The sequence below is a fragment of the Arthrobacter horti genome (assembly GCF_030731045.1).
GTDB classification, from domain to species: Bacteria; Actinomycetota; Actinomycetes; order Actinomycetales; family Micrococcaceae; genus Arthrobacter_E; species Arthrobacter_E nanjingensis.
This window is the reverse complement of the sequence record NZ_JAVALS010000001.1, coordinates 380,416-399,494: the sequence shown is the minus strand read 5'-3', so window position 1 is coordinate 399,494 and position 19,079 is coordinate 380,416. Positions and strand designations below refer to the sequence as shown.

Here is a 19,079-nt window from a genome sequence, read left to right as displayed (position 1 = left end):
CCTGAAGTTTCCACTGCGACGCTCAAGCCTGGACCTCCATGCTACGAAGATGCTCGGCGAGGTCCGCGATGGACACCAGTGGACAGCCGTGGGTGGCCGCGAACTCCCGCAGCGCGTCCAGGCGCATCATCTCGCCGTCGTCGTGCACGATCTCCGCGATCACGCCGACCTCCGCAGCCCCTGCGAGGCGGCACAGATCGACCGCGGCCTCGGTGTGGCCGGGCCTGACCAGCACTCCTCCCTTAACGGCACGGAGCGGGAAAATATGCCCGGGACGGCTGAGATCCTCCGGGAGGCTGCCCGGATCGGCCAGCAGGCGTGCGGTGTGGGCGCGGTCCGTGGCGGAGATCCCGGTGGAGACACCGTGGGCCGCGTCGCAGCTGACCGTGTAAGCGGTGCCCTTGGCGTCCTGGTTGACCTCCACCATGGGCGGCAGTCCGAGACGGTCCGCGGACTCGCCCGTGAGCGGCACGCAGATCACGCCGGAGCTGTACCTGATGGTCCAGCCCATGAGGGCGGGCGTGGCGTAGGCGGCGGCGAAGATGATGTCGCCTTCGTTCTCGCGGTCCTCATCGTCCACGACGACGACGGCGCGCCCCTGGGCGATCGCCTGAACGGCGTCCTCGATGGAGTCGAGTGGGGTCTCGGGTGCGACGCTCATTCCGCACTCCCCTCGGTGGAGCCGGCGACGGCAGGACGGGCGATGAAGGCCATCAGACGTTCCGCATACTTGGCCAGGACGTCGACCTCCAGGTTGACGCCCTCGCCGGGCTGCTTGGCGCCCAGGCCGGTCTCGGCGAGCGTGATGGGGATCAGGCCCACTTCGAACCAGGCGTCCTGCGCGTCGGCAGGGCTGACTGCGGTGACCGTGAGGGACACCCCGTCGATGGCGATGGAGCCCTTCTCCGCGACATAGCGGGCCAGCGGCTGCGGGATGCTGAAGCGCAGGCGGTCCCAATTCCCCTGGTTCTCACGCTCGAGCAGCGCTCCGACGCCGTCGATGTGTCCCTGAACGACGTGGCCGTCCAGGCGGCCGCCGGCCGGCACGCAGCGTTCCAGGTTGACTTTGTCGCCCGGCTGCAGGGAACCGACGGTGGTGCGGTCCAGGGTCTCCCCCATGACGTCGACGTCGATCCGCCCGCCGTCGCGGGTGATGGCGGTCAGGCAGACCCCGTTGACCGCGATCGAGCCTCCGAGGCCAAGATCGTCCGCGATGCTGGGGACATCGAGGGTCAGGACGGCACTGCCTTCTTGACGGCTCACGGCGGCGACGGTGCCGCGTTCGGCGATGATTCCGGTGAACATGGATGAATCCTTTACTGTGCCGGCGCTGCCGGCTGGAGGTGGAGAAGAAGATCGCGGCCGAGGTGCCGCACGGCGCCGCCGTCGGAGTGGTCCCAGGCCCAGGCCTGTGCATCGGCCAGGGTCCCGATACCCAGCCCGCCCACGGAATTCTTGCCGGAGCCCAGAAGCGTCGGGGCCTGGTAGAGCACCAGTTCGTCCACGAGTCCCGCGGCGAGGAAGGCTCCGATGATCCGGCTGCCGCCTTCGACCATGACGTGGCGGACGCCCGACTCGAAAAGCAGGCCCAGGGCTTCCCGGGGGTCCCGCGTCACCAGGTGCATGAACCGTCCGTCGGTGCCGATCAGCGCGGCGCCGTCCGGAACCGGGCTGAGGCCCATGACGGCACGGACCGGCTGATGCGCGGAGAGCTCACCGTCCGGGGTGCGGGCCGTGAGGCGCGGATCGTCGATGGCGACAGTGCCGGATCCCACCAGGATCGCGTCGATCCTGCCACGGATGCCGTGGTTGTGGGCCAGGGACTGGGGGCCGGAGATCCACTGGCTGGTGCCGTCCTCGGCGGCGATCCGACCATCAAGGGTCTGGGCGATGTGGAGGGTCACGAACGGACGGCGCTCGACGACGCCGCGCAGCCAGCGCGCGTTCAGGGCGGTGGCGTCCTCGGCGTGGAGCCCGCTCTCCACGTCGATGCCGGCCTCACGCAGCGTCGTGGCGCCTCCCGCCGCCGGATCGTGTGGATCATCGATGGCGTACACCACCCGGGCGAGTCCCGCATCGATGATGGCCTGGGCGCAGGGTCCGGTCCGGCCCTGGTGGTTGCACGGTTCGAGGGTCACCACGATGGTGCCGCCTGTGACGTCGATGCCCTGTTCCCGGGCCTGGGCCAGGGCGTCCGCCTCCGCGTGGCGGGTCCCGGCACCGCGGTGATGACCCGTCACGAGGACCCGCCCTTCCGCGTCCAGGATGACGGCGCCGACGAGTGGATTGGCGCCCCGGGGGCCATGGAGGGCCGCCGCCAGCGCCTCTCGCATGGCGGTGTCCTCTGCGGCCGGCAGGGCCGCACGATGCTGTGGCGAGGTGATCATGTCAGTGAGCCCCCGCCGTCGTGCTCGGGGCCGCCCGCAGAGCGCCGCCCTCGGCCTCCCGTCGCTGCGCCCGCCACCAGACGAAGAAGCCCGTGAGCGTGAAGAAGCCGTAGAAGAGATACATGACCGCGGAGGCGTAGTATCCAGCGCTGAACAGCAGCGGAACACCGACCACGTCCACAGCCACCCAGATGAGCCAGAACTCCGTCCAGCCCTTGGCCATGCCGTAGGTCGCAAGCAGGGAGCCCACGAACGTCCAGGCGTCGGCCCAGACCGGCGGGTAGGAGCCAAGGACGGAGAAGAGCGGCGTGAGAAGGCCCGTTCCGAGGAAGAGGGTCACCACCAGGACGATGCGCGCACGCGGCCCCGCCCAGCGGGGCACAACGGCCACGCCGTGGCTGTCGGCGTCACGTTTGCCTTGTCGCCAGCGGATCCAGCCGAAGACGGCGACTGCGATGAACATGACCTGGCGTCCGGCCTGGCCCCAGAGCGTGGCGGGGGCCGATGCGCCCACCACGTTCCCCAGGAAGACGGTGAGCAGGAGGAGATTGCCGACGACGCCGACGGGCCAGGCCCAGACCCGGCGGCGCATGCCACCCAGGGCGCTGGCCAGGCCGAAGAGGTTTCCAAGGACTTCGCGCAACAGAAGTGACGTCCCGGCGACGGGAATCTGTGCATCGAAGAGCCACCGCAAGTAATCCAAGTTCTGTCCTTTCCCAGTGAACCGCGGCGGCTCCGGGGGCGACGACAAGGACGCACAGGAACGAGTCCTGTGGCTTGCGCTCGTGCTTCTCCCATCCAGACTTTAACTGTCGGTACCGGAATTCCACCGGCTCAACCGTCAGGCCGTGAGGCAGGACGGGTCGCGGACTGTCACCGCCGGTTCGGACTTTCACCGACCCCGGAGCACGAATATTCAAGTTGTAGCAGACGGAACCTCCCGGAATGGAAGGAACCGCTTTCCATGGTGTCATAAGTCCACGCGGCTCCGGTTCATTCCCGCCGGCCGCGCGGAAATATTTCGTCAGGCCGTCCTGGCGCTCAGAATTCCTGCCGCGCGGTTCCGCAGACGGTCGATGGCCTGGGCAGGATCCGGGGCCCCGTAGACCGAGCTGCCGGCCACGAATACGTTGGCGCCGGCCTCCGCGGCGCGGACGATCGTCTCCTCTGTCACGCCGCCGTCCACCTGCAGCTGCACCGCGGCGCCGCTGCCGTCGATCGCCTCGCGGGTGCGGCGGATCTTCGGCAAGGTGACGTCCAGGAAGGACTGACCGCCGAATCCCGGTTCCACCGTCATGACCAGGATCATGTCGAATTCGCTCAGCAGGTCAAGGTACGGCTCCACCGGGGTGGCGGGCCGCAGGGCGAGCCCCGCCTTGGCGCCCCGGGCCCGCAGCTCCCGGGCCAGTTTCACCGGTGCGGTCGCCGCCTCGGCGTGGAAGGTGACGGAGGCCAGGCCGGAGTCCGCGTACGCGGGAGCCCAGCGGTCCGGGTCGGCGATCATGAGGTGGGCGTCCAGGGGGATCGGGCTGACGGCCTGGATCCGCTGGGCGATGGGCAGGCCGAGGGTCAGGTTCGGCACGAAGTGGTTGTCCATCACGTCCACGTGCACGGCATCGGCGGTGGAGATGCGCTCCAGTTCCGCCTGGAGGTTCACGAAATCGGCGGACAGGATGCTCGGGTTGATGCAGCAGCGCATGGGTGCTCCTTAGTCGTTCGGCGTGGCCGGGCTGGTGGGCGTCTTGCGGAGGAGGGCCAGGAACATGGCGTCGGTGCCGTGCTGGTGAGGCCACAGCTGGACATAGTCTCCGTGGGCCGCGGCCAGGGTCTCCGGGAGGGCGACCGAGTCGATCACGCTTCCGGCCTCGATGACCTCCACGTCCGCGCGCTTGCGGACGGCGTCATCCACCACCATCCGGGTCTCCGCCAGATGGGGTGAGCACGTCACGTACGCCACCACCCCACCGGGACGGGTTGCGTCGAGGGCGGAGTCGAGAAGCTGACGCTGGAGCGGTCCGAGTTCCGCGACGTCGGCCGGGGTCTTGCGCCACCGCGCCTCCGGGCGGCGGCGGAGCGCGCCGAGGCCGCTGCAGGGGACGTCCACCAGGACCCGGTCGAAGCGCCCCGGTGTGAGGCGCCCGACGTCGCGCCCGTCTCCCGCACGCACTTCCCAGCTGTCCGACGGCACCGGAGCCAAGGCCTTTCGGACCAGCTCCGCCCGGTGCACCTGAGCCTCGTTCGCCAGGAGCGACGCACCCTGCCCGGCAGCCAGGGCCGCCAGGAGGGCCGCCTTGCCGCCTGGGCCCGCACAGAGGTCCAGCCACTGCTCGCCCTCTGAGGTGCCACCCGTGACGGGGGCGGCGGCCAAGGCACGGGCCACCAGCTGGGATCCGACGTCCTGCACACGGACCACGCCCCGCCGGACCGCGTCGATCCGGGCCAGGTCGCCGCCGGCCGAGAGCCACGAGTCCTCCACGAGGGGGCCCGATTCGGCACCGGTGCCGTCCAGGTCCTCGGGACCCGCCAACGCGGGAAGCGCCACGAGGTTCACCACGGGAGCGTCGTTGTCGGCGGACAGGAGCTCCTCGATCTCGGAGGCCTGGCGGCCGTGGCCGACGAGCGCCTGGCGGAAGGCTCGCACCACCCAGGCGGGGTGCGCGTAGCGCAGCGCCTGCTGTTCCACTGCGTCGCCCGTCCGGGCGGTCAACTCGTCCAGCCATTCGTCGAGCGAGTGGGCGCTCACCTTACGGAGCACGGCGTTGACCAGCCCGGACGGGCCGGCACCGATCACGGCGCGGGTGAGGCTCACGCTCTCATCCAGGGCCGCATGGGCCGCGACCCGCATACCCAGCACCTGGTGGGCACCAAGGCGCAGGGAATCCAGGACCGCAGGGTCCAGACTGCTCAGCGGCCGGTCCACACACTCGGCCAGGATGGCGTCGTAACTGCCCTGCGCGCGAAGCGTCCCGTAGGCGAGCTCCGTGGCGAAGGCGGCATCCCTGCGGTCCAGGCGTTGTTCCCGGATGAGCCCCGGCAGGACCAGATTGGCGTACGCGTCGGCGCTGGACACGGCCCGCAGGACGTTGAAGGCGACCAGCCGGGCGGGGTCGGCGCGGCGGGAGCGCTGCGCCGGGGCGGAGCTGCTGAACTGCCGCTGGCCGGTGCCACCGCCCCGGTTCCGCTCCCGTCCCTGGGCATTGCGGCGGACTCCTCCACCGCTCTGGCCGGGACGGCCGTCGTCACGTCGTGGACGGGGAGTCCCCTGGTGCTGACTCATGCGAAGGCCACCTTTCCGAGATCCGCCTGGCCGCGGGCCCAATCGGCCGCGTTCATCATCTTCTTGCCGCTCGGCTGCACCTGCAGCAGTTCCAGTCCATGGCTTCCGGTGCCCACCACGACGGACTTCCCGGCCAGCCGGACCGTGCCGGCCTCCAGATCGTGGACGTCCGGGCGCAGGGCCACCGCACCGATCTTGAACCGTTGCCCGTCCAGGGTGGTCCACGCGCCGGGTTCCGGGGTCACGCCCCGGGCCTGCCGGTGCAGGGCGACCGCGGTCCGGGTCCAGTCCAGGCGTCCGTCCTCCAGGCTCAGCTTCGGGGCGAGCGTGGGTGCGCCCTCCTGGGGCCGTGCCTCGGCGCGGCCGGAGGCGATGGCGGTCAAGGTCTGCGCCAGGAGCACGGAACCGCTGTGGGCCATCCGTTCCAGGACGGCGCCGCTGGTGTCGTCGGGACGGGCGCCCTCCGTCATGGTGCCGTAGACCGGCCCGGTGTCCAGGCCCTCCTCAAGCAGGAAGGTGGAGGCGCCCAGCACGTCATCGCCGTTGATGATCGCGTGCTGCACCGGAGCAGCGCCGCGCCAGGCAGGCAGAAGGGAGAAATGGAGGTTGATCCAGCCGTGCGGGAGCGCGTCGAGCGCAGCGCGGGGCAGCAGCCCGCCGTACGCGACGACGGCGCCGGCCTCGGCACCGGTCGCAGCGATCTCTTCGACCACCTCGGGGGTGATCCGGGCGGCCTTGATGAGGGACAGGCCGAGTTCCCCGGCCCGCTGGGCCACGGGGGAAGGTGTGAGGACCCGTTTGCGCCCGAGCGGCGCGTCGGGTCGGGTGAGGACGGCGACGACGTCGAAGCCGGCCTCCAGGAGCGCGTTCAGGGAGGGCACCGCGACGTCGGGCGTCCCCGCGAAGATCACCTTCACAGTGCCTGCCCAAAGGATCCGCGCGCCTGGCCGGCGTCGAGCCCCGGCGCCCGGCCGAAGGAGGATGCCACCGTGGAGGCCCTGCGCTCCTGCGTCTGCTTCTCGGCCGCCGTGTACGCACCGGTGCGCAGGGATCGCAGCGCCCTCCTGCGTTCTTCGCCCTCGAGCCGGTCGATGAAGAGGATCCCGTCCAGGTGGTCGGTTTCGTGCTGGAAGCACCGGGCCAGCATGCCCTCGGCCGTGAACTCCACGGCATTCCCGTCCCGGTCGACACCGCGGACGGTGGTCTGCCGGAACCGGCGGACCGGAGCCGCGATGCCGGGCACCGAGAGACAGCCCTCCTGCTCATCGGGCTGGTGGTCCTCACTGTTGACCAGGACCGGGTTGATGACGTGGCCCTTCACGCCGTCGATGTTGTAGGTGAAGACCCGCTGCGAGACGCCGACCTGCGGGGCCGCGAGTCCGGCGCCATGCACGTCCTCCATGGTCTCGAGCATGTCATCCACCAGCTGGTGGACCGCCGGAGTGATCTCCGTGATCTCTTCGGCTCTGGTCCGGAGGACCGGATCGCCGAGTGTCCTGATGCCGAGAACGGCCATGGAAGGGCTCCTAGAAGGAAAGTGCTGACGGATGGTCGTGGACGGCGGTGCTCAGGCATCCGCCGCCCGTGTCATTCTACGGAACGGCTCAGCCCCGGGGCGGGGACAGAGGCAGCAGCGCGGTGCCCGAACCGCCGAGGTCCTGATTGATCTGCCAGACCCTCTTGAGGGCGCAGAACTTCCACCAGTGATGTTTGAGCACCTCCGGGTTCGCACGCTGGGGCCGCACCTCGGTCTCACCGACGGCGACGGCGATCAGCAGGGGTGACTCACCGTACTTCCAGGCCTCCCACTCCCCTGCCTCCGGTTCCAGGAGGCTCTCCTCGGCCTTCATGCCGGCCACGAGCTGCATGACCACCTTGTCGTCGAGGGCCTTGACCCTGCCGTCCCGCGTGGTCCCCTTCGTCTTGTAGTCGATGAGGCAGGTGCGGCCATTGATCTCCGCCACCAGGTCCAGCGTGCCGGCGTACCCCACCTCGTGATTCCACACCGTGATCTCCGGCGCCAGCGGACGCACCTCGTAAGCCGCCCACCATTCATCGAAACGGTCGGCATGGGCGCGCTCCCCATGCTGAGCGAGAAGATCGCGGGCCGCCTCGGCGTCGTGTTCCCGGTCCAGGGCGCGCAGCGCGACCTGTTCACAGTAGGCGTGGACACGGTCCCCACGCTCGGCCGCGGCGTCCCGGTAGTCCGCGGCGGCGTTGGCAGCCCGCTGCACGGCCTGGCGCATACGGGAGGGATTGCCGAGCGCCGCGCCGAGAGCGGAGTCCTGAGCCAGGGCGTTCGCGCCCATGTATCCGAACCAGCCGTCCAGGCCGTGAGGCTGCTGGGAGATGACGGTGGTGATGGAGGGGACCTGGGGGTCTCCCCCGGTGCTCCGGGCGTACATGCGGCCGGTGTCTGTGGCTCGGGCCAGAAGTGGTGCGGTCATGTCCAACACTTTCCCACGGCGCGCTGACAGAGTTCTCCGGCCGGGCGCCGCGAGGGCCGGCCGGGGACGCGAAAAACCCCTGGCCGTCCAGCATTTCTGCTGGTCGGCCAGGGGTTTACCGGGTGGGCGATACTGGGTTCGAACCAGTGACCTCTTCGGTGTGAACGAAGCGCGCTACCACTGCGCCAATCGCCCGGGGTGTTTCGCAACGAGTAGAAACTCTAACCCATCCAGCGCGGGAACGCCAATCGGGCCTCCCGACCCGCGGCGCCGCCCAGGATTTGGTCATTCACCCCCACGTCCTATAGAGTTTTTCTTCGTTGGAAAGCGGCCGGACACCGGAGACGGGAACGGCCGAGAACAACATGCGGACGTAGCTCAGCTGGTAGAGCACCACCTTGCCAAGGTGGATGTCGCGAGTTCGAATCTCGTCGTCCGCTCGCACGGCACTGTCTGGAGGATTCAACCTCCGGCACGGTGGGTTGGCCGAGAGGCGAGGCAGCGGCCTGCAAAGCCGTATACACGGGTTCGAATCCCGTACCCACCTCGGTGAAATTCCCAGGTTCCAGAAATGGACCATCTGGGGCGATTGGCGCAGCGGTAGCGCGCTTCCCTGACACGGAAGAGGTCACTGGTTCGATCCCAGTATCGCCCACGAACACGCAAGTGTTCCATGCGGACGTAGCTCAGCTGGTAGAGCACCACCTTGCCAAGGTGGATGTCGCGAGTTCGAATCTCGTCGTCCGCTCGCTGGATACGGTGTACTCCGTAGCCATTGAAGGGCGATTGGCGCAGCGGTAGCGCGCTTCCCTGACACGGAAGAGGTCACTGGTTCGATCCCAGTATCGCCCACGAACACGCAAGTGTTCCATGCGGACGTAGCTCAGCTGGTAGAGCACCACCTTGCCAAGGTGGATGTCGCGAGTTCGAATCTCGTCGTCCGCTCCATATCGTGAAAGACCACCTTCGGGTGGTCTTTTTCTTTTTGCCCGGCTCCACTATGCTCGTGAAGCGAACGGGGTGAAAAGGCCCCGCCGAGGGAAAGGAGGTGCCTGTGTCTGCATTTGACGATCTGCAGGGCAAGGCCCAGGAGCTGATCCAGGGGAACGAAGAGGCCATCAAGGGCGGCATCGAGAAGGTCGGCGACTTTATCGATGACAAGACCGGTGGCAAGTTCGAAGACCAGGTCAACGCACTCCAGGACGGCGCTTCCAACCTCGTCGCAGGGCTTGGCGGAAAGTAACCGTCCACACCAGGGGTACCTTGCCCCCACATGATGTCAAGCAGGGCGCCGGTCCCGCCGAGAGGCGGCACCGGCGCTTTGGCGTTTCCGGGCTCGTCGGCCGGGTCCCGTCGGCCGAGGCCGGGGCCGACGCGCCTCAGACGGCGGGTTCGCGCTGCTGCGCCTCCCGCGCGAGAGCCGTCAGGCGGGAGACCGCGCGGAAGTACTTCTTCTGATACCCACCGGTCATCATCTCCGGGGTGAAGAGCTTGTCGAAGGAGACGCCGCTTGCCAGGATCGGGACGTCCTTGTCATAGAGGCGGTCGGCCAGGACCACGAAGCGCAGCGCCACGGCCTGTTCGGTCAGGGTGGTGACGTCCCGCCACACCACAGCTTCCACACCGTCGAGCATGGCCCGGTAGCGGCTCGGGTGGACGCCGGCCAGGTGGGAGATGAGGGAACCGAAGTCGTCCACGGCCACCACTTTCCCGTCGAACTCGGCCTTCATCCGGGCGTTGAGGTCGCCAGACCGGACGGATTCCGGTGCTGCGGGCAAGCCACGGTGCCGGAAGTCCTCTCCGTCCACCCGGATGACCTCGAACTGATCGGCGAGCACCTGGATCTCCCGCTGGAAGTCGACGGCTGCGAACCGCCCCTCCCCCAGGGAACCGGGAAGCGTGTTGGACGTCGCCGCGAGCTTGACGCCGGCATCGGCGAGCTCCCGCATCAGACGGGACATCAGGACGGTGTCGCCCGGGTCGTCGAGTTCGAACTCATCGATGCACACCAGCTTGTAGCTGCTCAACGCCTCCACGGTCTTGCGGAAGGACAGCGCGCCCACCAGATTGGTGTACTCCACGAAGGTGCCGAAGGCCTTGGGCCCCGGGGCGGCATGCCAGAGGGAGGCCAGGAGGTGGGTCTTGCCCACGCCGAATCCGCCGTCCAGGTAGATCCCGGCACGCGGCTCGCTCTTCTTCTTTCCGAAGAGCCGGCCCAGAAAACCGCCGCCGACGCCATTGCCGATCCCCGCCGCGAACTCCCGCAGGGCCTTCACCGCGTCCGCCTGGCTGGGGTGCGCCGGGTCCGGGCGGTAGCTGTCGAAGGAGACCTCGCCGAAGCGATAGGTGGGAGCGAAGCCCGCCAGGATCTCATCGGCGGAGACCGACGGGGTGCGGGTGGACAACTGTTCGATCTGCAAGGGTTCCGTATCCTCCATGGCATCGCGGCAGGGTCCCCGGCCGCCCAGCTTAGGATACCGGGCCTGCGCACCCCAGCCGTCCGCCGTCGGGCGCCAGATCAGGGAATCAACCACGACGGCGCTGTGTTTCCCCATGTGAACACTCACCTCCCGCCCGCGGCCCAGGTGGTTAAGGTGGAGTCAGCGGCGCACCTGACGGTGAGCGCCTGTCCCCGGTCCCAGAAGAAAGCAGGGCTGACCCATGAGCATCGCCCCCGAGGAGAACACCAAGTTCTCCGCCTATGCCCACCCCGAGCGTCTCGTCTCCACCGAGTGGCTCGCCGAGCGCATCGCCGACGGCGACGTGCGCGACGGCCGCCTTGTGGTGGTCGAATCCGATGAGGACGTCCTGCTCTACGAGACCGGCCACGTCCCGGGAGCCGTGAAGATCGACTGGCACACGGACCTCAATGACGAAGTGACCCGCGACTATGTGGACGGTGCCGCGTTCGCCGCCCTGGCCGCGTCCAAGGGCATCTCCCGTGACAGCACCGTGGTGATCTACGGTGACAAGTCGAACTGGTGGGCCGCGTACGCCCTCTGGGTCTTCACCCTGTTCGGCCACGAGGATGTCCGTCTGCTGGACGGCGGCCGCGACAAGTGGATCGCGGAAGGACGCGAGCTCGTCACCGAGGTACCGGCACCCGCAGCAGGCGAGTACCCCGTCGTCGAGCGCGAGGACGCCCCCATCCGCGCCTACAAGGAGGACGTGCTCGCCCACCTCGGCAAGCCGCTCATCGATGTCCGTTCCCCCGAGGAGTACAGCGGAGCCCGCACCCACATGCCGGCGTACCCGGAGGAGGGTGCCCTGCGTGGCGGACACATCCCCACCGCCGCCTCCGTGCCGTGGGCCCGTGCCGCGGCCGAAGACGGCAGCTTCCGCAGCCGTGACGAGCTGGACTCCATCTACCGTGGCGAGGCCGGCCTGTCCGAGGGCGACGAGGTGATCGCCTACTGCCGTATCGGTGAGCGTTCCAGCCACACCTGGTTCGCCCTGAAGTATCTGCTGGGCTTCGAGAACGTCCGCAACTACGACGGTTCCTGGACCGAATGGGGCAACGCCGTGCGCGTCCCGATCGTCAAGGGCACCGAGCGTGGCGAGGTCCCCGCGGGCTTCTGACCGGAACCGTCCAAGAGTTCAGACCGCGTAGAATTGTTGCCCATGACCACCCAGCTTCCCACCGCCCTGGCCGAGATCGTCGAGGACTTCCAGGCCCTCGGTGAACGTGACCGCCTGCAGCTGCTGCTGGAGTTCTCCCAGGGGCTCCCCGCCCTGCCGGAACGGCTCACGGATCACCCGGAGCTCCTGGAGCAGGTCGTCGAGTGCCAGTCCCCGCTGTTCCTGACCATCGAGGGGCAGGGCCGCGGCGCCGAGGCGAGGATCGACCTGTTCTTCCAGGCGCCACCGGAGGCCCCCACGACCCGCGGCTTCGCGGGTGTGCTGCGCGAGGGGCTCAACGGGCTCTCCGCCGCGGAGATCCTGGCGGTCCCGGACGACATGCCGGAGCTGCTGGGCCTGACCCGCGCCGTCTCGCCGCTGCGGATGCGCGGCATGACGGCCATGCTGGGCCGGATCAAGCGGAAGGTCGGCGCATACGTCGCCCAGACGAGCGCCGCCGTACCGTCCTGATCCGTGGCCGGCAAGAAGAAGCACGCCACCGGGACCCCCGCCACCCTCGCCCTCGAGGAGGCGGGGGTTCCGTTCACCCTGCACTCCTATGAGCACGACCCCCGGAACCAGAACTTCGGGATGGAGGCGGCGGAGGCTCTGGGCTTCGCCCCGGAACGGGTCTTCAAGACGCTGATGGTCCAGTTGCCGGACGGGCTGGCGGTCGGGATCGTGCCGGTGGACGGCACCCTGGATCTCAAGGCGATCGCCGCCGCGCTCGGGCACAAGAAAGCGCAGATGGCGGATCCGGCGGCCGCCCAGCGCCGCACGGGATATGTCCTCGGCGGCATCTCACCCCTCGGACAGCGCCAGCACTCGCCCACCGTCCTGGACGACTCCGCACTGCGGCACGCGACCGTTCTGGTCTCCGGTGGGCGGCGAGGGCTCGACGTCGAACTCGCGCCGGAGGACCTCATCCGGCTGACCGGCGCCGCGACTGCGCCCATCAGAGCCTGAGCCGAGGCGCCTCAGTGAGCGGCTCCCGGCGTCGCGCGTTCCTCCAGCTGCGAGCTCAGCCAGTCGCGCACCGTGACCTCCCAGCGCTCCCGGTCCACATTCCACTCCTTGGTGTGCCGGGCTTTGTGGAACGGGACGAAATCCACCATCCCGGGATTGCGGTCGGCCAGGCGCTCCGCCGGGCCGGGGGGAACGAAGTCGTCGTCGAGACTGTGCATGATCAGAGCCGGCGTCCGGAGTTCGACGGCGCGGCTCACCCAGTCCATCGACTTCAGATCCACCGGCGCGGAAAGCCCGGTGAGACGGCGCCCGAGCGGGTGGGTCAGCATGAGCTGACCGTAACGGCCCACCCCTGCGGGGATCTTGTTCAGCCGGGCCTGGAAGGCCAGGACGTCCACCCAGTCGATCACCGGGGCGTCCAGGACAAGAGCCCGGATGGCGTGCCGGTTGCGGCTCAGATCGGCGGCCTGCAACGACACCGCCCCTCCCATCGACCAGCCGAAAAGCACCACGTCCGTGGCCCCGTTCTCCAGCGCATAGGCGATCGCCGCTTCGGCTTCCCGCCACTCGGTGGACCCCAGTCCGTACCGGCCAGCGTCCGCGATGGGGGCCTCGCCGTCGTTGCGGTAGGAGATCAGGAGACTGGTCAGCCCCAGTTCCTGCGCCACGGGGAGAGCCCGCAGCCCTTCCAGCCTGGTGGCACCGCGCCCGTGCACCATGACCGCCCACACCTGCTGCGCGGCACCGGCGGCATGCCTGCTCCGGCGTCCGCCGTCCGGCTCCACAGGTGCCGGGACCAGCCAGGCCGGGAAAGCGCCGATGTCGGATTCGAGGGTGACCTCCTGGAACTCCAGCCCCAGGCCCCCCGGGTCAGAGTACGTCGCGCCTCCCCAGCGGCCCCAGCGCACGTGGTGGATGTCACCCGAGTACACCGCCTCGATGCGCCGCTGCACCGTCCCCTCCAGGGGGGAGTAGGAGGTGATGGCCCCGATGCGGGCGTGCCCGGCTCCCCCGTTGAAGTGGAAACTGTAGACGCCGTCCACGGTGGTCTCCGGTGTCGCACGGAAGATCCCTTCCAGACCTTCCGGCCCCCGGACCACCGCCAGGAGTTCATCCTCTTCCGTCTTGATCCGGTCCGGGGTGATGATGCGGCGGGCGAAGTAGGCGGCCAGGGCGGAGCTGCCCGCGCCAAGGAGTGCCGTGCAGGCCAGAGCGGTCGCGGCGCCCAGGCCAGCGATCCTCAGGAAACCCGGGCCACGTGCGGTGCTGTTCTGCTGCTCCATGGTTCTTATTGTCATATGGCGGAGGCTCAAATCGCTCCAACAGCATTACCCTTAGTCCCATGACTCAGCCCATCGTCATTCTGACGGAGACCACCCTGGCAGGCGCCGATCGCGCGACGCTCTCCGAGCTGCTGGACGGCGGCCAGTACTCGGCCCGGCTCCTGGTGCAGGCGGACACGCAGCGTCACCTCCTGGTGGACTTCGTGGAGCACCTCTCACTTCTGGAGTTCGCGGAGGCGTTCAAGGAGTTCGCCACCCCCGCTCCCGACGCCGACGCTGCGCGCCATGACGCCGAAGCCGTCCTGGCCGAGTCCCTGAAGTCGCTGGAAGGTCTCTTCGCGGGCATCGAGGGATCCGTGGTGGACGAGGGATCCTCCGTGCAGGCCCTCGTGGACGCGGTCCGGGAGATCGGGGCGGAACAGGCTGTCGTGTTCACCCGCCCGCACGCCCTGCTGGACACCTTCCACACCGATCTGGCGAGCAAGGCCCAGAACGCCCTGGGCCTGCCCGTCCTGCACCTCTACGCGGGCTCGGGATTCATCGGGGACTCCTGAGCGTTAAGCACTCAGGACCCGTATCGATCGAAGGAGTCTGACCATGAACCGACCCGGCAGCGGCAGCGACGTCATCAAGAGCGACGAGCAGTGGCGGCAGGAGCTCTCCCAGGAGGAGTACCACGTCCTCCGCCAGGCAGGCACCGAACGGGCCTACACCGGCGAGTACTGGGACAGCCATCAGGAGGGCGTGTACGCCTGCCGCGCCTGCGGCGCCGAGCTCTTCACCAGCCGGGAGAAGTTCGACTCCCACTGCGGCTGGCCGTCCTTCTTCGCGCCCCTGGCCGAGGGGCGCGTGCGCTATCTGAAGGACAGCACCCTGGGAATGGAGCGCGTCGAAGTACGGTGCGCGGCGTGTGATTCCCACCTGGGACACGTCTTCGAGGGCGAGGGTTACGACACTCCCACGGACCAGCGTTTCTGCATCAATTCCGTCTCCTTGCGTCTGCGGCCCGCGGAGGACCAGCAAGCATAAGAGTCTCTTATTCATGAGAGATTTTTGCATCAGACATGATTGCTCACGGGTAATCTGAAACCAGAGTTCATGACGGGGATCACATCGATCCCCGTCAGGAGACGGATGTCGCCCGCAAGGGCTCTGATGCACAAGGAGCAGGCCATGACCGCCACCACCGTTGAGACCGGAATCCGCGTCACCGCGGAGCACCCCGCCTGGGTTCGCCTCAAGGAGGCCGCGAGCGGTGTCCAGCCGTTCCAGTCCAAGAACGGCGCCATCGAGGACGCCGCGAACCACCCCGCCGCCGCCGAGAAGGTCGCCGTCGTCATCGCCGCCGTCGCCGAGCTGGCCCCGCATTTCCCGCACGACGCCGAGTACCTCCGCCTGCTGCAGGCGGACCTGCAGCGCTGGGCGGACGGCGGCTTCGAAGAACCCGACTTCCTCGACTCCCTGCAGGCGTTCCAGCCGCAGGAGCACCGTATCGACGGCCTCCAGCACCTGGTGGTCTTCCCCATGTACACCCAGAACGGCAGCACCCAGCGCCTGCTGGAGGCCGTGCTGGTGGATGTCCTCTGGCCCGAATTCATCTCCGAGCTGGAAGCCGGCGCCTACTCCAACAAGCTCTTCGTCCCGCTGAGCTTCGTCGACTTCACGGCCGGCTACGACACCAACTCCGCCGTGCTCTTCCCGGAGTCCGTGGCCGTGCGTGAGACCCCGGCCTTCACCTGGGGCGCCATCTTCCAGGACCGCGAGGCCGCCCGCTTCCGCCGTGTCCTGAAGGCCGCCGCCGAGATCACCTCCCTGGACCTCCCCGAGGACGCCGCCGAGCTGATCGAGGACCAGCAGCTGACCCAGGAGGCCTTCATCATGTGGGACCTCATCCACGACCGCACCCACATGCGAGGCGACCTGCCCTTCGACCCGTTCATGATCAAGCAGCGCATGCCCTTCTTCCTCTACTCCCTCGAGGAGCTCCGCTGCGACCTGACCGCCTTCCGCGAGTCCGTCCTGGTCGAGAAGGATGAGAACGCCAGCCCCGAGGCCCGCAAGCACGCCAAGCTCGTGCAGTACGCGGTCATCTTCGACCGGATCTTCCGCTTCTCCATCACCGGCTCCCGCGTCCGCAACTACGACGGCCTGGGCGGCCAGCTGCTCTTCGCGTGGATGCACCAGCACCGCGTGCTGCACTGGACCGACGGCAAGATGAGCATCGAATGGGACAACGTCGCCGACGTCGTCGTCGCCCTCGGCGAGCAGATCGAAGAGCTTTACTGGCGCTCCATCGACCGTCCCAAGGTGGCGCACTGGATCGCCGCCTATCAGATGATCTCCGCCACCGTGACCCCGCACCCCGCCTCCGTGTGGGCCAAGGGCCCCGACGCCCTGCCGCTGCACGGCACTCCCCGCGAGATCACCGACCAGGTCATGGACGACGAATTCCCGCTCTCCATGTTCTTCGAGGCCCTCGAGAAGAAGATGCGCACCGTGATCGAGTCCACCGCCGGCATCACCGGCGCCACGGCCCTGGCCTGAGTCCGCGGGATCTAGACTCGACACCATGAACAACCTCACCGTTGTCGTCGCAGGCGGCAGCAGCCCTTCCGGGGTTGCTGCCGCTACGGCGTTTTCCAAGGCCGGCCACCGCGTCTACACGATCGGTTCGACGCCGGAACGCATCCAGGCCGCCGCGGCGGCCTCCTCTCAGGCGTCAGGGCGGATCGTCACGCCCCTCGTCTGCGACCTGACAGACTACGACGCCGTTCAGCGCTTGGCCGCAGAGGTCACCTCCGAGGCCGGCGGCGTGGACGGCGTCCTGCACCTGGTGGGCGGCTGGCGGGGCGGCTCCTCGATGCTGGACCAGAGCGACGAGGACTGGGACTTCCTGCACCGGCAGGCCGTCCTCACGCTCCGGAACACCAGCCGCGCCTTCCTTCCGGCCCTCCAGGCCTCCGCCGCCGGACGCTTCGCCATGGTGGGCTCCACCGTCGCCGAGCGGCCCACCGCCAAGGGAGCCAACTACGCGGCCGCCAAGGCCGCCGCCGAAGCCTGGACGCAGTCCGTCGCCGATGCCTTCCTGACCGCCTCCGGTGACGGCACCCCGGCTACCGGCGCCGCCGTCGTCCTGGCTGTGAAGTCCCTCGTGGACGACGCCCAGCGCGCCGCGGCCCCGGAGCGGAAGTTCCCGGGCTATACGGACGTCGCCCAGCTGGCCCAGGCCGCCCTGGACCTCTTCGGCCAGGACGCCGCCGAGATCAACGGCGCCCGCCTCATCCTCCCCGCCTGGGCCTGAGCCCGGCACCTCTTCGAGAACAGGAACACGCAATCCTCATGGCAACCGCGCCCCTGCATGACACCGCCGTCCGCGGCTTCGCCTCGGACAACTACTCCGGCATCCACCCGGAGGTCCTGGAAGCCATCACCCAGGCCAACCACGGCCACCAGATCGCCTACGGCGAGGACCAGTACACCGCGCGCCTGGGCGAGGTGCTGGAGAGCCACTTCGGCACCGGGATCGAGTACTTCCCGGTCTTCAACGGCACGGGCGCCAATGTGGTGGCCCTGCAGTCCTTGCTCCCCCGCTGGGGCGCCGTGGTGTGCGCCACCACGGCCCACATCAACGTCGATGAGAACGGCGCCCCGGAGCGCATCGGCGGTATCAAGCTCCTCTCCGTGCCGACGGACAACGGTAAGCTCACCCCCGAGCTGATCGACCGTGAAGCCTGGGGCTACGGCGACGAGCACCGCGCCCAGCCGCTGGCCGTCTCCATCACCCAGAGCACCGAACTCGGCACGGTCTACACGCCGGAGGAGGTCCGTGCCATCGCGGACCACGTGCACGCCAAGGGCATGAAGCTGCACATGGACGGTTCCCGCCTGGCGAACGCCGCCGCAAGCCTGGGCGTGCCGCTGCGGACCTTCACCCGCGATGCCGGCGTGGACATCCTCTCCTTCGGCGGCACCAAGAACGGCCTCATGCTGGGCGAGATCGTGGTGGCGCTGAACCCGGAGGCCGCTCCGGGCCTGATCTACCTGCGCAAGATGAACATGCAGCTGGCCTCCAAGATGCGCTTCATCTCCGCCCAGTTCATCGCCCTCCTGGAGGGTGATCTCTGGCTGCGCTCCGCGAGCCACTCCAACGCCATGGCGCAGCGGCTCCGCGCCGCAGTCGAGGGCCTCCCGGGCGTCGAGCTGACGCAGGAGACCCAGTCCAACGGCGTCTTCGCGATCCTTCCCGACGGCGTGGCCGACGCCGTCCGTGCGAAGTTCCGGTTCTACGACTGGGACGCCGCGCGGCGCGAGGTGCGCTGGATGTGCTCCTTCGACACCACCGAGGCCGACGTCGACGCGTTCGCCGCCGCCCTGCGCGAGGAACTTCTCAGCCGGGTCTCCTGAACAGGGGACGGCGGGATTCCAAAACCGACACCTGCGGGCGTGGCTCATCCGGGCCGCGCCCGCACGGCAGTATTCTCATCCCGTGAACGCCAATGCCCCGCTTCCTTCGGGCTTCCACCGGGCACTGTCCTCCCTCAAGTCCGCCCGCTGCCGCCCGGAGCTCCGCCTGGAGGAGATCCCGGCGCCGGCCCGCCTGGCCCCGTTCGCCGTCGCGCTGGGCGCCGAGATCCCCGCCATCCCCGGCAGCGGGATCGACGGCCTCGACCTGGCCACCGGACGGTTCATCCTGCTGCATGACCCAGCCGGCTCCGCGGTGTGGCGGGGCGACTTCCGGGTGGTCACGTTCATCCGCGCTCAGATGGACGCCGAGATCGGCAACGATGAACTGCTCGGCGGAGTGGCCTGGACCTGGCTCGTGGAGGCGCTGCAGGAGCACGGCGCGGAGTACCGCGCGGCCGGCGGCACGGCCACCCGGGTCCTGTCCGATTCATTCGGCACGCTCGCCGAACGCGGCAGCACCATCGACATCGAACTCCGGGCGTCCTGGACCCCCGCCGACCACCGCGTCCGCAATCATCTTGAAGCCTGGGCCGACATGGTCTGTTCCTTCGCCGGCGTGCCGGCCCTCCCCGAGGGCGTGACTTCGCTGTCCGGGCGCCGGCGCTGATCCAAGGCCGGTACGGCAAGTCCGGATAAA

21 protein-coding genes, 7 tRNA genes and 1 riboswitch are annotated in these 19,079 nt (G+C 68.8%); of the genes, 16 read left to right on the top strand and 12 right to left on the bottom strand.

Annotated features, from left to right (window positions below):
• Window positions 1-22: 22 nt before the first annotated feature.
• The 10 genes from ribB to Q9R02_RS01850 form a co-directional block, all read right to left on the bottom strand.
• Window positions 23-661: a 3,4-dihydroxy-2-butanone-4-phosphate synthase gene (gene ribB, locus Q9R02_RS01895; protein ID WP_305994937.1), complete on the bottom strand. Its 639-nt coding sequence runs from the start codon at window positions 659-661 to the stop codon at window positions 23-25.
• On the bottom strand, window positions 658-1,305 hold the full coding sequence (locus Q9R02_RS01890; protein ID WP_305994936.1) for a riboflavin synthase: 648 nt from the start codon (window positions 1,303-1,305) through the stop codon (window positions 658-660). Before Q9R02_RS01890 ends, ribB begins: the two co-directional genes overlap by 4 nt.
• Before the next feature lie 11 nt (window positions 1,306-1,316).
• Window positions 1,317-2,387, bottom strand: coding sequence for a bifunctional diaminohydroxyphosphoribosylaminopyrimidine deaminase/5-amino-6-(5-phosphoribosylamino)uracil reductase RibD (gene ribD / locus Q9R02_RS01885; RefSeq protein WP_305994935.1), 1,071 nt, complete (start codon window positions 2,385-2,387; stop codon window positions 1,317-1,319).
• Between the two features lies 1 nt (window position 2,388).
• Window positions 2,389-3,090 (bottom strand): nicotinamide riboside transporter PnuC, encoded by a 702-nt coding sequence (gene pnuC / locus Q9R02_RS01880; RefSeq protein ID WP_305994934.1) that lies wholly within the window; start codon window positions 3,088-3,090, stop codon window positions 2,389-2,391.
• Window positions 3,091-3,168: 78 nt separating this feature from the next.
• Window positions 3,169-3,301: riboswitch (FMN riboswitch) on the bottom strand.
• A gap of 110 nt (window positions 3,302-3,411) precedes the next feature.
• Window positions 3,412-4,086, bottom strand: coding sequence for a ribulose-phosphate 3-epimerase (gene rpe / locus Q9R02_RS01875; RefSeq protein WP_305994933.1), 675 nt, complete (start codon window positions 4,084-4,086; stop codon window positions 3,412-3,414).
• 9 nt (window positions 4,087-4,095) lie between these two features.
• A complete protein-coding gene (locus Q9R02_RS01870; RefSeq protein ID WP_305994932.1) occupies window positions 4,096-5,664 on the bottom strand; it encodes an RsmB/NOP family class I SAM-dependent RNA methyltransferase in 1,569 nt (522 codons plus the stop codon).
• Window positions 5,661-6,581, bottom strand: coding sequence for a methionyl-tRNA formyltransferase (gene fmt, locus Q9R02_RS01865; protein ID WP_305994931.1), 921 nt, complete (start codon window positions 6,579-6,581; stop codon window positions 5,661-5,663). Before fmt ends, Q9R02_RS01870 begins: the two co-directional genes overlap by 4 nt.
• A complete protein-coding gene (def, locus tag Q9R02_RS01860; RefSeq protein WP_305994930.1) occupies window positions 6,578-7,180 on the bottom strand; it encodes a peptide deformylase in 603 nt (200 codons plus the stop codon). Before def ends, fmt begins: the two co-directional genes overlap by 4 nt.
• An 88-nt stretch (window positions 7,181-7,268) precedes the next feature.
• Entirely contained in the window at window positions 7,269-8,111 is an 843-nt protein-coding gene (locus tag Q9R02_RS01855) for a PD-(D/E)XK nuclease family protein (protein ID WP_305994929.1), read from the bottom strand.
• A gap of 123 nt (window positions 8,112-8,234) precedes the next feature.
• Window positions 8,235-8,306 (bottom strand) — tRNA-Val (locus Q9R02_RS01850).
• Between the two features lie 172 nt (window positions 8,307-8,478).
• Here Q9R02_RS01850 and Q9R02_RS01845 point away from each other — a divergent pair.
• The 7 genes from Q9R02_RS01845 (at window position 8,479) to Q9R02_RS01815 (ending at window position 9,354) form a co-directional block, all read left to right on the top strand.
• Window positions 8,479-8,551 (top strand) — tRNA-Gly (locus Q9R02_RS01845).
• 36 nt (window positions 8,552-8,587) lie between these two features.
• A tRNA-Cys gene (locus Q9R02_RS01840) sits at window positions 8,588-8,658 on the top strand.
• Window positions 8,659-8,694: 36 nt separating this feature from the next.
• Window positions 8,695-8,766, top strand: a tRNA-Val gene (locus Q9R02_RS01835).
• A 20-nt stretch (window positions 8,767-8,786) separates the two neighbouring features.
• Window positions 8,787-8,859: transfer RNA gene (locus Q9R02_RS01830), tRNA-Gly, on the top strand.
• A 32-nt stretch (window positions 8,860-8,891) separates the two neighbouring features.
• Window positions 8,892-8,963 (top strand) — tRNA-Val (locus tag Q9R02_RS01825).
• 20 nt (window positions 8,964-8,983) lie between these two features.
• Window positions 8,984-9,059: transfer RNA gene (locus Q9R02_RS01820), tRNA-Gly, on the top strand.
• A 100-nt stretch (window positions 9,060-9,159) separates the two neighbouring features.
• On the top strand, window positions 9,160-9,354 hold the full coding sequence (locus Q9R02_RS01815) for an antitoxin (protein WP_425279190.1): 195 nt from the start codon (window positions 9,160-9,162) through the stop codon (window positions 9,352-9,354).
• Window positions 9,355-9,490: 136 nt separating this feature from the next.
• Here Q9R02_RS01815 and zapE read toward each other — a convergent pair whose 3' ends face one another.
• Window positions 9,491-10,549, bottom strand: a complete 1,059-nt coding sequence (zapE, locus tag Q9R02_RS01810; protein WP_305995312.1) for a cell division protein ZapE — start codon at window positions 10,547-10,549, stop codon at window positions 9,491-9,493.
• Between the two features lie 223 nt (window positions 10,550-10,772).
• Between zapE and Q9R02_RS01805 the strand changes: the two genes are divergently transcribed.
• From Q9R02_RS01805 to ybaK, 3 genes are read left to right on the top strand one after another with little or no spacing between them, the layout of a single operon-like run.
• A complete protein-coding gene (locus Q9R02_RS01805) occupies window positions 10,773-11,690 on the top strand; it encodes a sulfurtransferase (protein WP_305994927.1) in 918 nt (305 codons plus the stop codon).
• Window positions 11,691-11,732: 42 nt separating this feature from the next.
• On the top strand, window positions 11,733-12,200 hold the full coding sequence (locus Q9R02_RS01800; protein WP_305994926.1) for a SufE family protein: 468 nt from the start codon (window positions 11,733-11,735) through the stop codon (window positions 12,198-12,200).
• Between the two features lie 3 nt (window positions 12,201-12,203).
• Complete coding sequence (gene ybaK / locus Q9R02_RS01795; protein ID WP_305994925.1) at window positions 12,204-12,695, top strand: Cys-tRNA(Pro) deacylase; 492 nt, start codon at window positions 12,204-12,206, stop codon at window positions 12,693-12,695.
• Window positions 12,696-12,706: 11 nt separating this feature from the next.
• Here ybaK and Q9R02_RS01790 read toward each other — a convergent pair whose 3' ends face one another.
• Window positions 12,707-13,978 carry an alpha/beta hydrolase family protein gene (locus Q9R02_RS01790; protein WP_305994924.1) on the bottom strand — a complete coding sequence of 424 codons (1,272 nt, stop codon included), beginning with the start codon at window positions 13,976-13,978 and terminating at the stop codon, window positions 12,707-12,709.
• A 59-nt stretch (window positions 13,979-14,037) separates the two neighbouring features.
• On the opposite strand from Q9R02_RS01790, the gene Q9R02_RS01785 reads away from it, so the two are divergent.
• The 6 genes from Q9R02_RS01785 to Q9R02_RS01760 all read left to right on the top strand — a co-directional run bounded on the left by Q9R02_RS01785 (window position 14,038) and on the right by Q9R02_RS01760 (window position 19,049).
• On the top strand, window positions 14,038-14,532 hold the full coding sequence (locus tag Q9R02_RS01785; RefSeq protein ID WP_305994923.1) for a hypothetical protein: 495 nt from the start codon (window positions 14,038-14,040) through the stop codon (window positions 14,530-14,532).
• Window positions 14,533-14,575: 43 nt separating this feature from the next.
• The gene (msrB, locus tag Q9R02_RS01780) at window positions 14,576-15,007 is read left to right on the top strand and encodes a peptide-methionine (R)-S-oxide reductase MsrB (protein WP_305994922.1); all 432 of its coding nucleotides are present in this window, start codon (window positions 14,576-14,578) and stop codon (window positions 15,005-15,007) included.
• Between the two features lie 144 nt (window positions 15,008-15,151).
• Window positions 15,152-16,522, top strand: a complete 1,371-nt coding sequence (locus tag Q9R02_RS01775; protein WP_305994921.1) for a DUF6421 family protein — start codon at window positions 15,152-15,154, stop codon at window positions 16,520-16,522.
• A 25-nt stretch (window positions 16,523-16,547) separates the two neighbouring features.
• On the top strand, window positions 16,548-17,279 hold the full coding sequence (locus Q9R02_RS01770) for an SDR family NAD(P)-dependent oxidoreductase (RefSeq protein ID WP_305994920.1): 732 nt from the start codon (window positions 16,548-16,550) through the stop codon (window positions 17,277-17,279).
• A gap of 38 nt (window positions 17,280-17,317) precedes the next feature.
• Entirely contained in the window at window positions 17,318-18,382 is a 1,065-nt protein-coding gene (locus Q9R02_RS01765) for a threonine aldolase family protein (protein ID WP_305994919.1), read from the top strand.
• 82 nt (window positions 18,383-18,464) lie between these two features.
• Entirely contained in the window at window positions 18,465-19,049 is a 585-nt protein-coding gene (locus Q9R02_RS01760) for a DUF3000 domain-containing protein (RefSeq protein ID WP_305994918.1), read from the top strand.
• The last annotated feature ends 30 nt before the right edge of the window (window positions 19,050-19,079 follow it).

What these genes read in the sequence shown, in the direction of transcription:
- ribB (WP_305994937.1), bottom strand. Translation starts at nt 661, where the DNA reads ATGAGCGTCGCACCCGAGACCCCACTCGACTCCATCGAGGACGCCGTT.
- Q9R02_RS01890 (WP_305994936.1), bottom strand. Translation starts at nt 1,305, where the DNA reads ATGTTCACCGGAATCATCGCCGAACGCGGCACCGTCGCCGCCGTGAGC.
- ribD (WP_305994935.1), bottom strand. Translation starts at nt 2,387, where the DNA reads ATGATCACCTCGCCACAGCATCGTGCGGCCCTGCCGGCCGCAGAGGAC.
- rpe (WP_305994933.1), bottom strand. Translation starts at nt 4,086, where the DNA reads ATGCGCTGCTGCATCAACCCGAGCATCCTGTCCGCCGATTTCGTGAAC.
- Q9R02_RS01870 (WP_305994932.1), bottom strand. Translation starts at nt 5,664, where the DNA reads ATGAGTCAGCACCAGGGGACTCCCCGTCCACGACGTGACGACGGCCGT.
- def (WP_305994930.1), bottom strand. Translation starts at nt 7,180, where the DNA reads ATGGCCGTTCTCGGCATCAGGACACTCGGCGATCCGGTCCTCCGGACC.
- Q9R02_RS01855 (WP_305994929.1), bottom strand. Translation starts at nt 8,111, where the DNA reads ATGACCGCACCACTTCTGGCCCGAGCCACAGACACCGGCCGCATGTAC.
- zapE (WP_305995312.1), bottom strand. Translation starts at nt 10,549, where the DNA reads ATGGAGGATACGGAACCCTTGCAGATCGAACAGTTGTCCACCCGCACC.
- Q9R02_RS01805 (WP_305994927.1), top strand. Translation starts at nt 10,773, where the DNA reads ATGAGCATCGCCCCCGAGGAGAACACCAAGTTCTCCGCCTATGCCCAC.
- Q9R02_RS01800 (WP_305994926.1), top strand. Translation starts at nt 11,733, where the DNA reads ATGACCACCCAGCTTCCCACCGCCCTGGCCGAGATCGTCGAGGACTTC.
- Q9R02_RS01790 (WP_305994924.1), bottom strand. Translation starts at nt 13,978, where the DNA reads ATGGAGCAGCAGAACAGCACCGCACGTGGCCCGGGTTTCCTGAGGATC.
- Q9R02_RS01785 (WP_305994923.1), top strand. Translation starts at nt 14,038, where the DNA reads ATGACTCAGCCCATCGTCATTCTGACGGAGACCACCCTGGCAGGCGCC.
- msrB (WP_305994922.1), top strand. Translation starts at nt 14,576, where the DNA reads ATGAACCGACCCGGCAGCGGCAGCGACGTCATCAAGAGCGACGAGCAG.
- Q9R02_RS01775 (WP_305994921.1), top strand. Translation starts at nt 15,152, where the DNA reads ATGACCGCCACCACCGTTGAGACCGGAATCCGCGTCACCGCGGAGCAC.
- Q9R02_RS01770 (WP_305994920.1), top strand. Translation starts at nt 16,548, where the DNA reads ATGAACAACCTCACCGTTGTCGTCGCAGGCGGCAGCAGCCCTTCCGGG.
- Q9R02_RS01765 (WP_305994919.1), top strand. Translation starts at nt 17,318, where the DNA reads ATGGCAACCGCGCCCCTGCATGACACCGCCGTCCGCGGCTTCGCCTCG.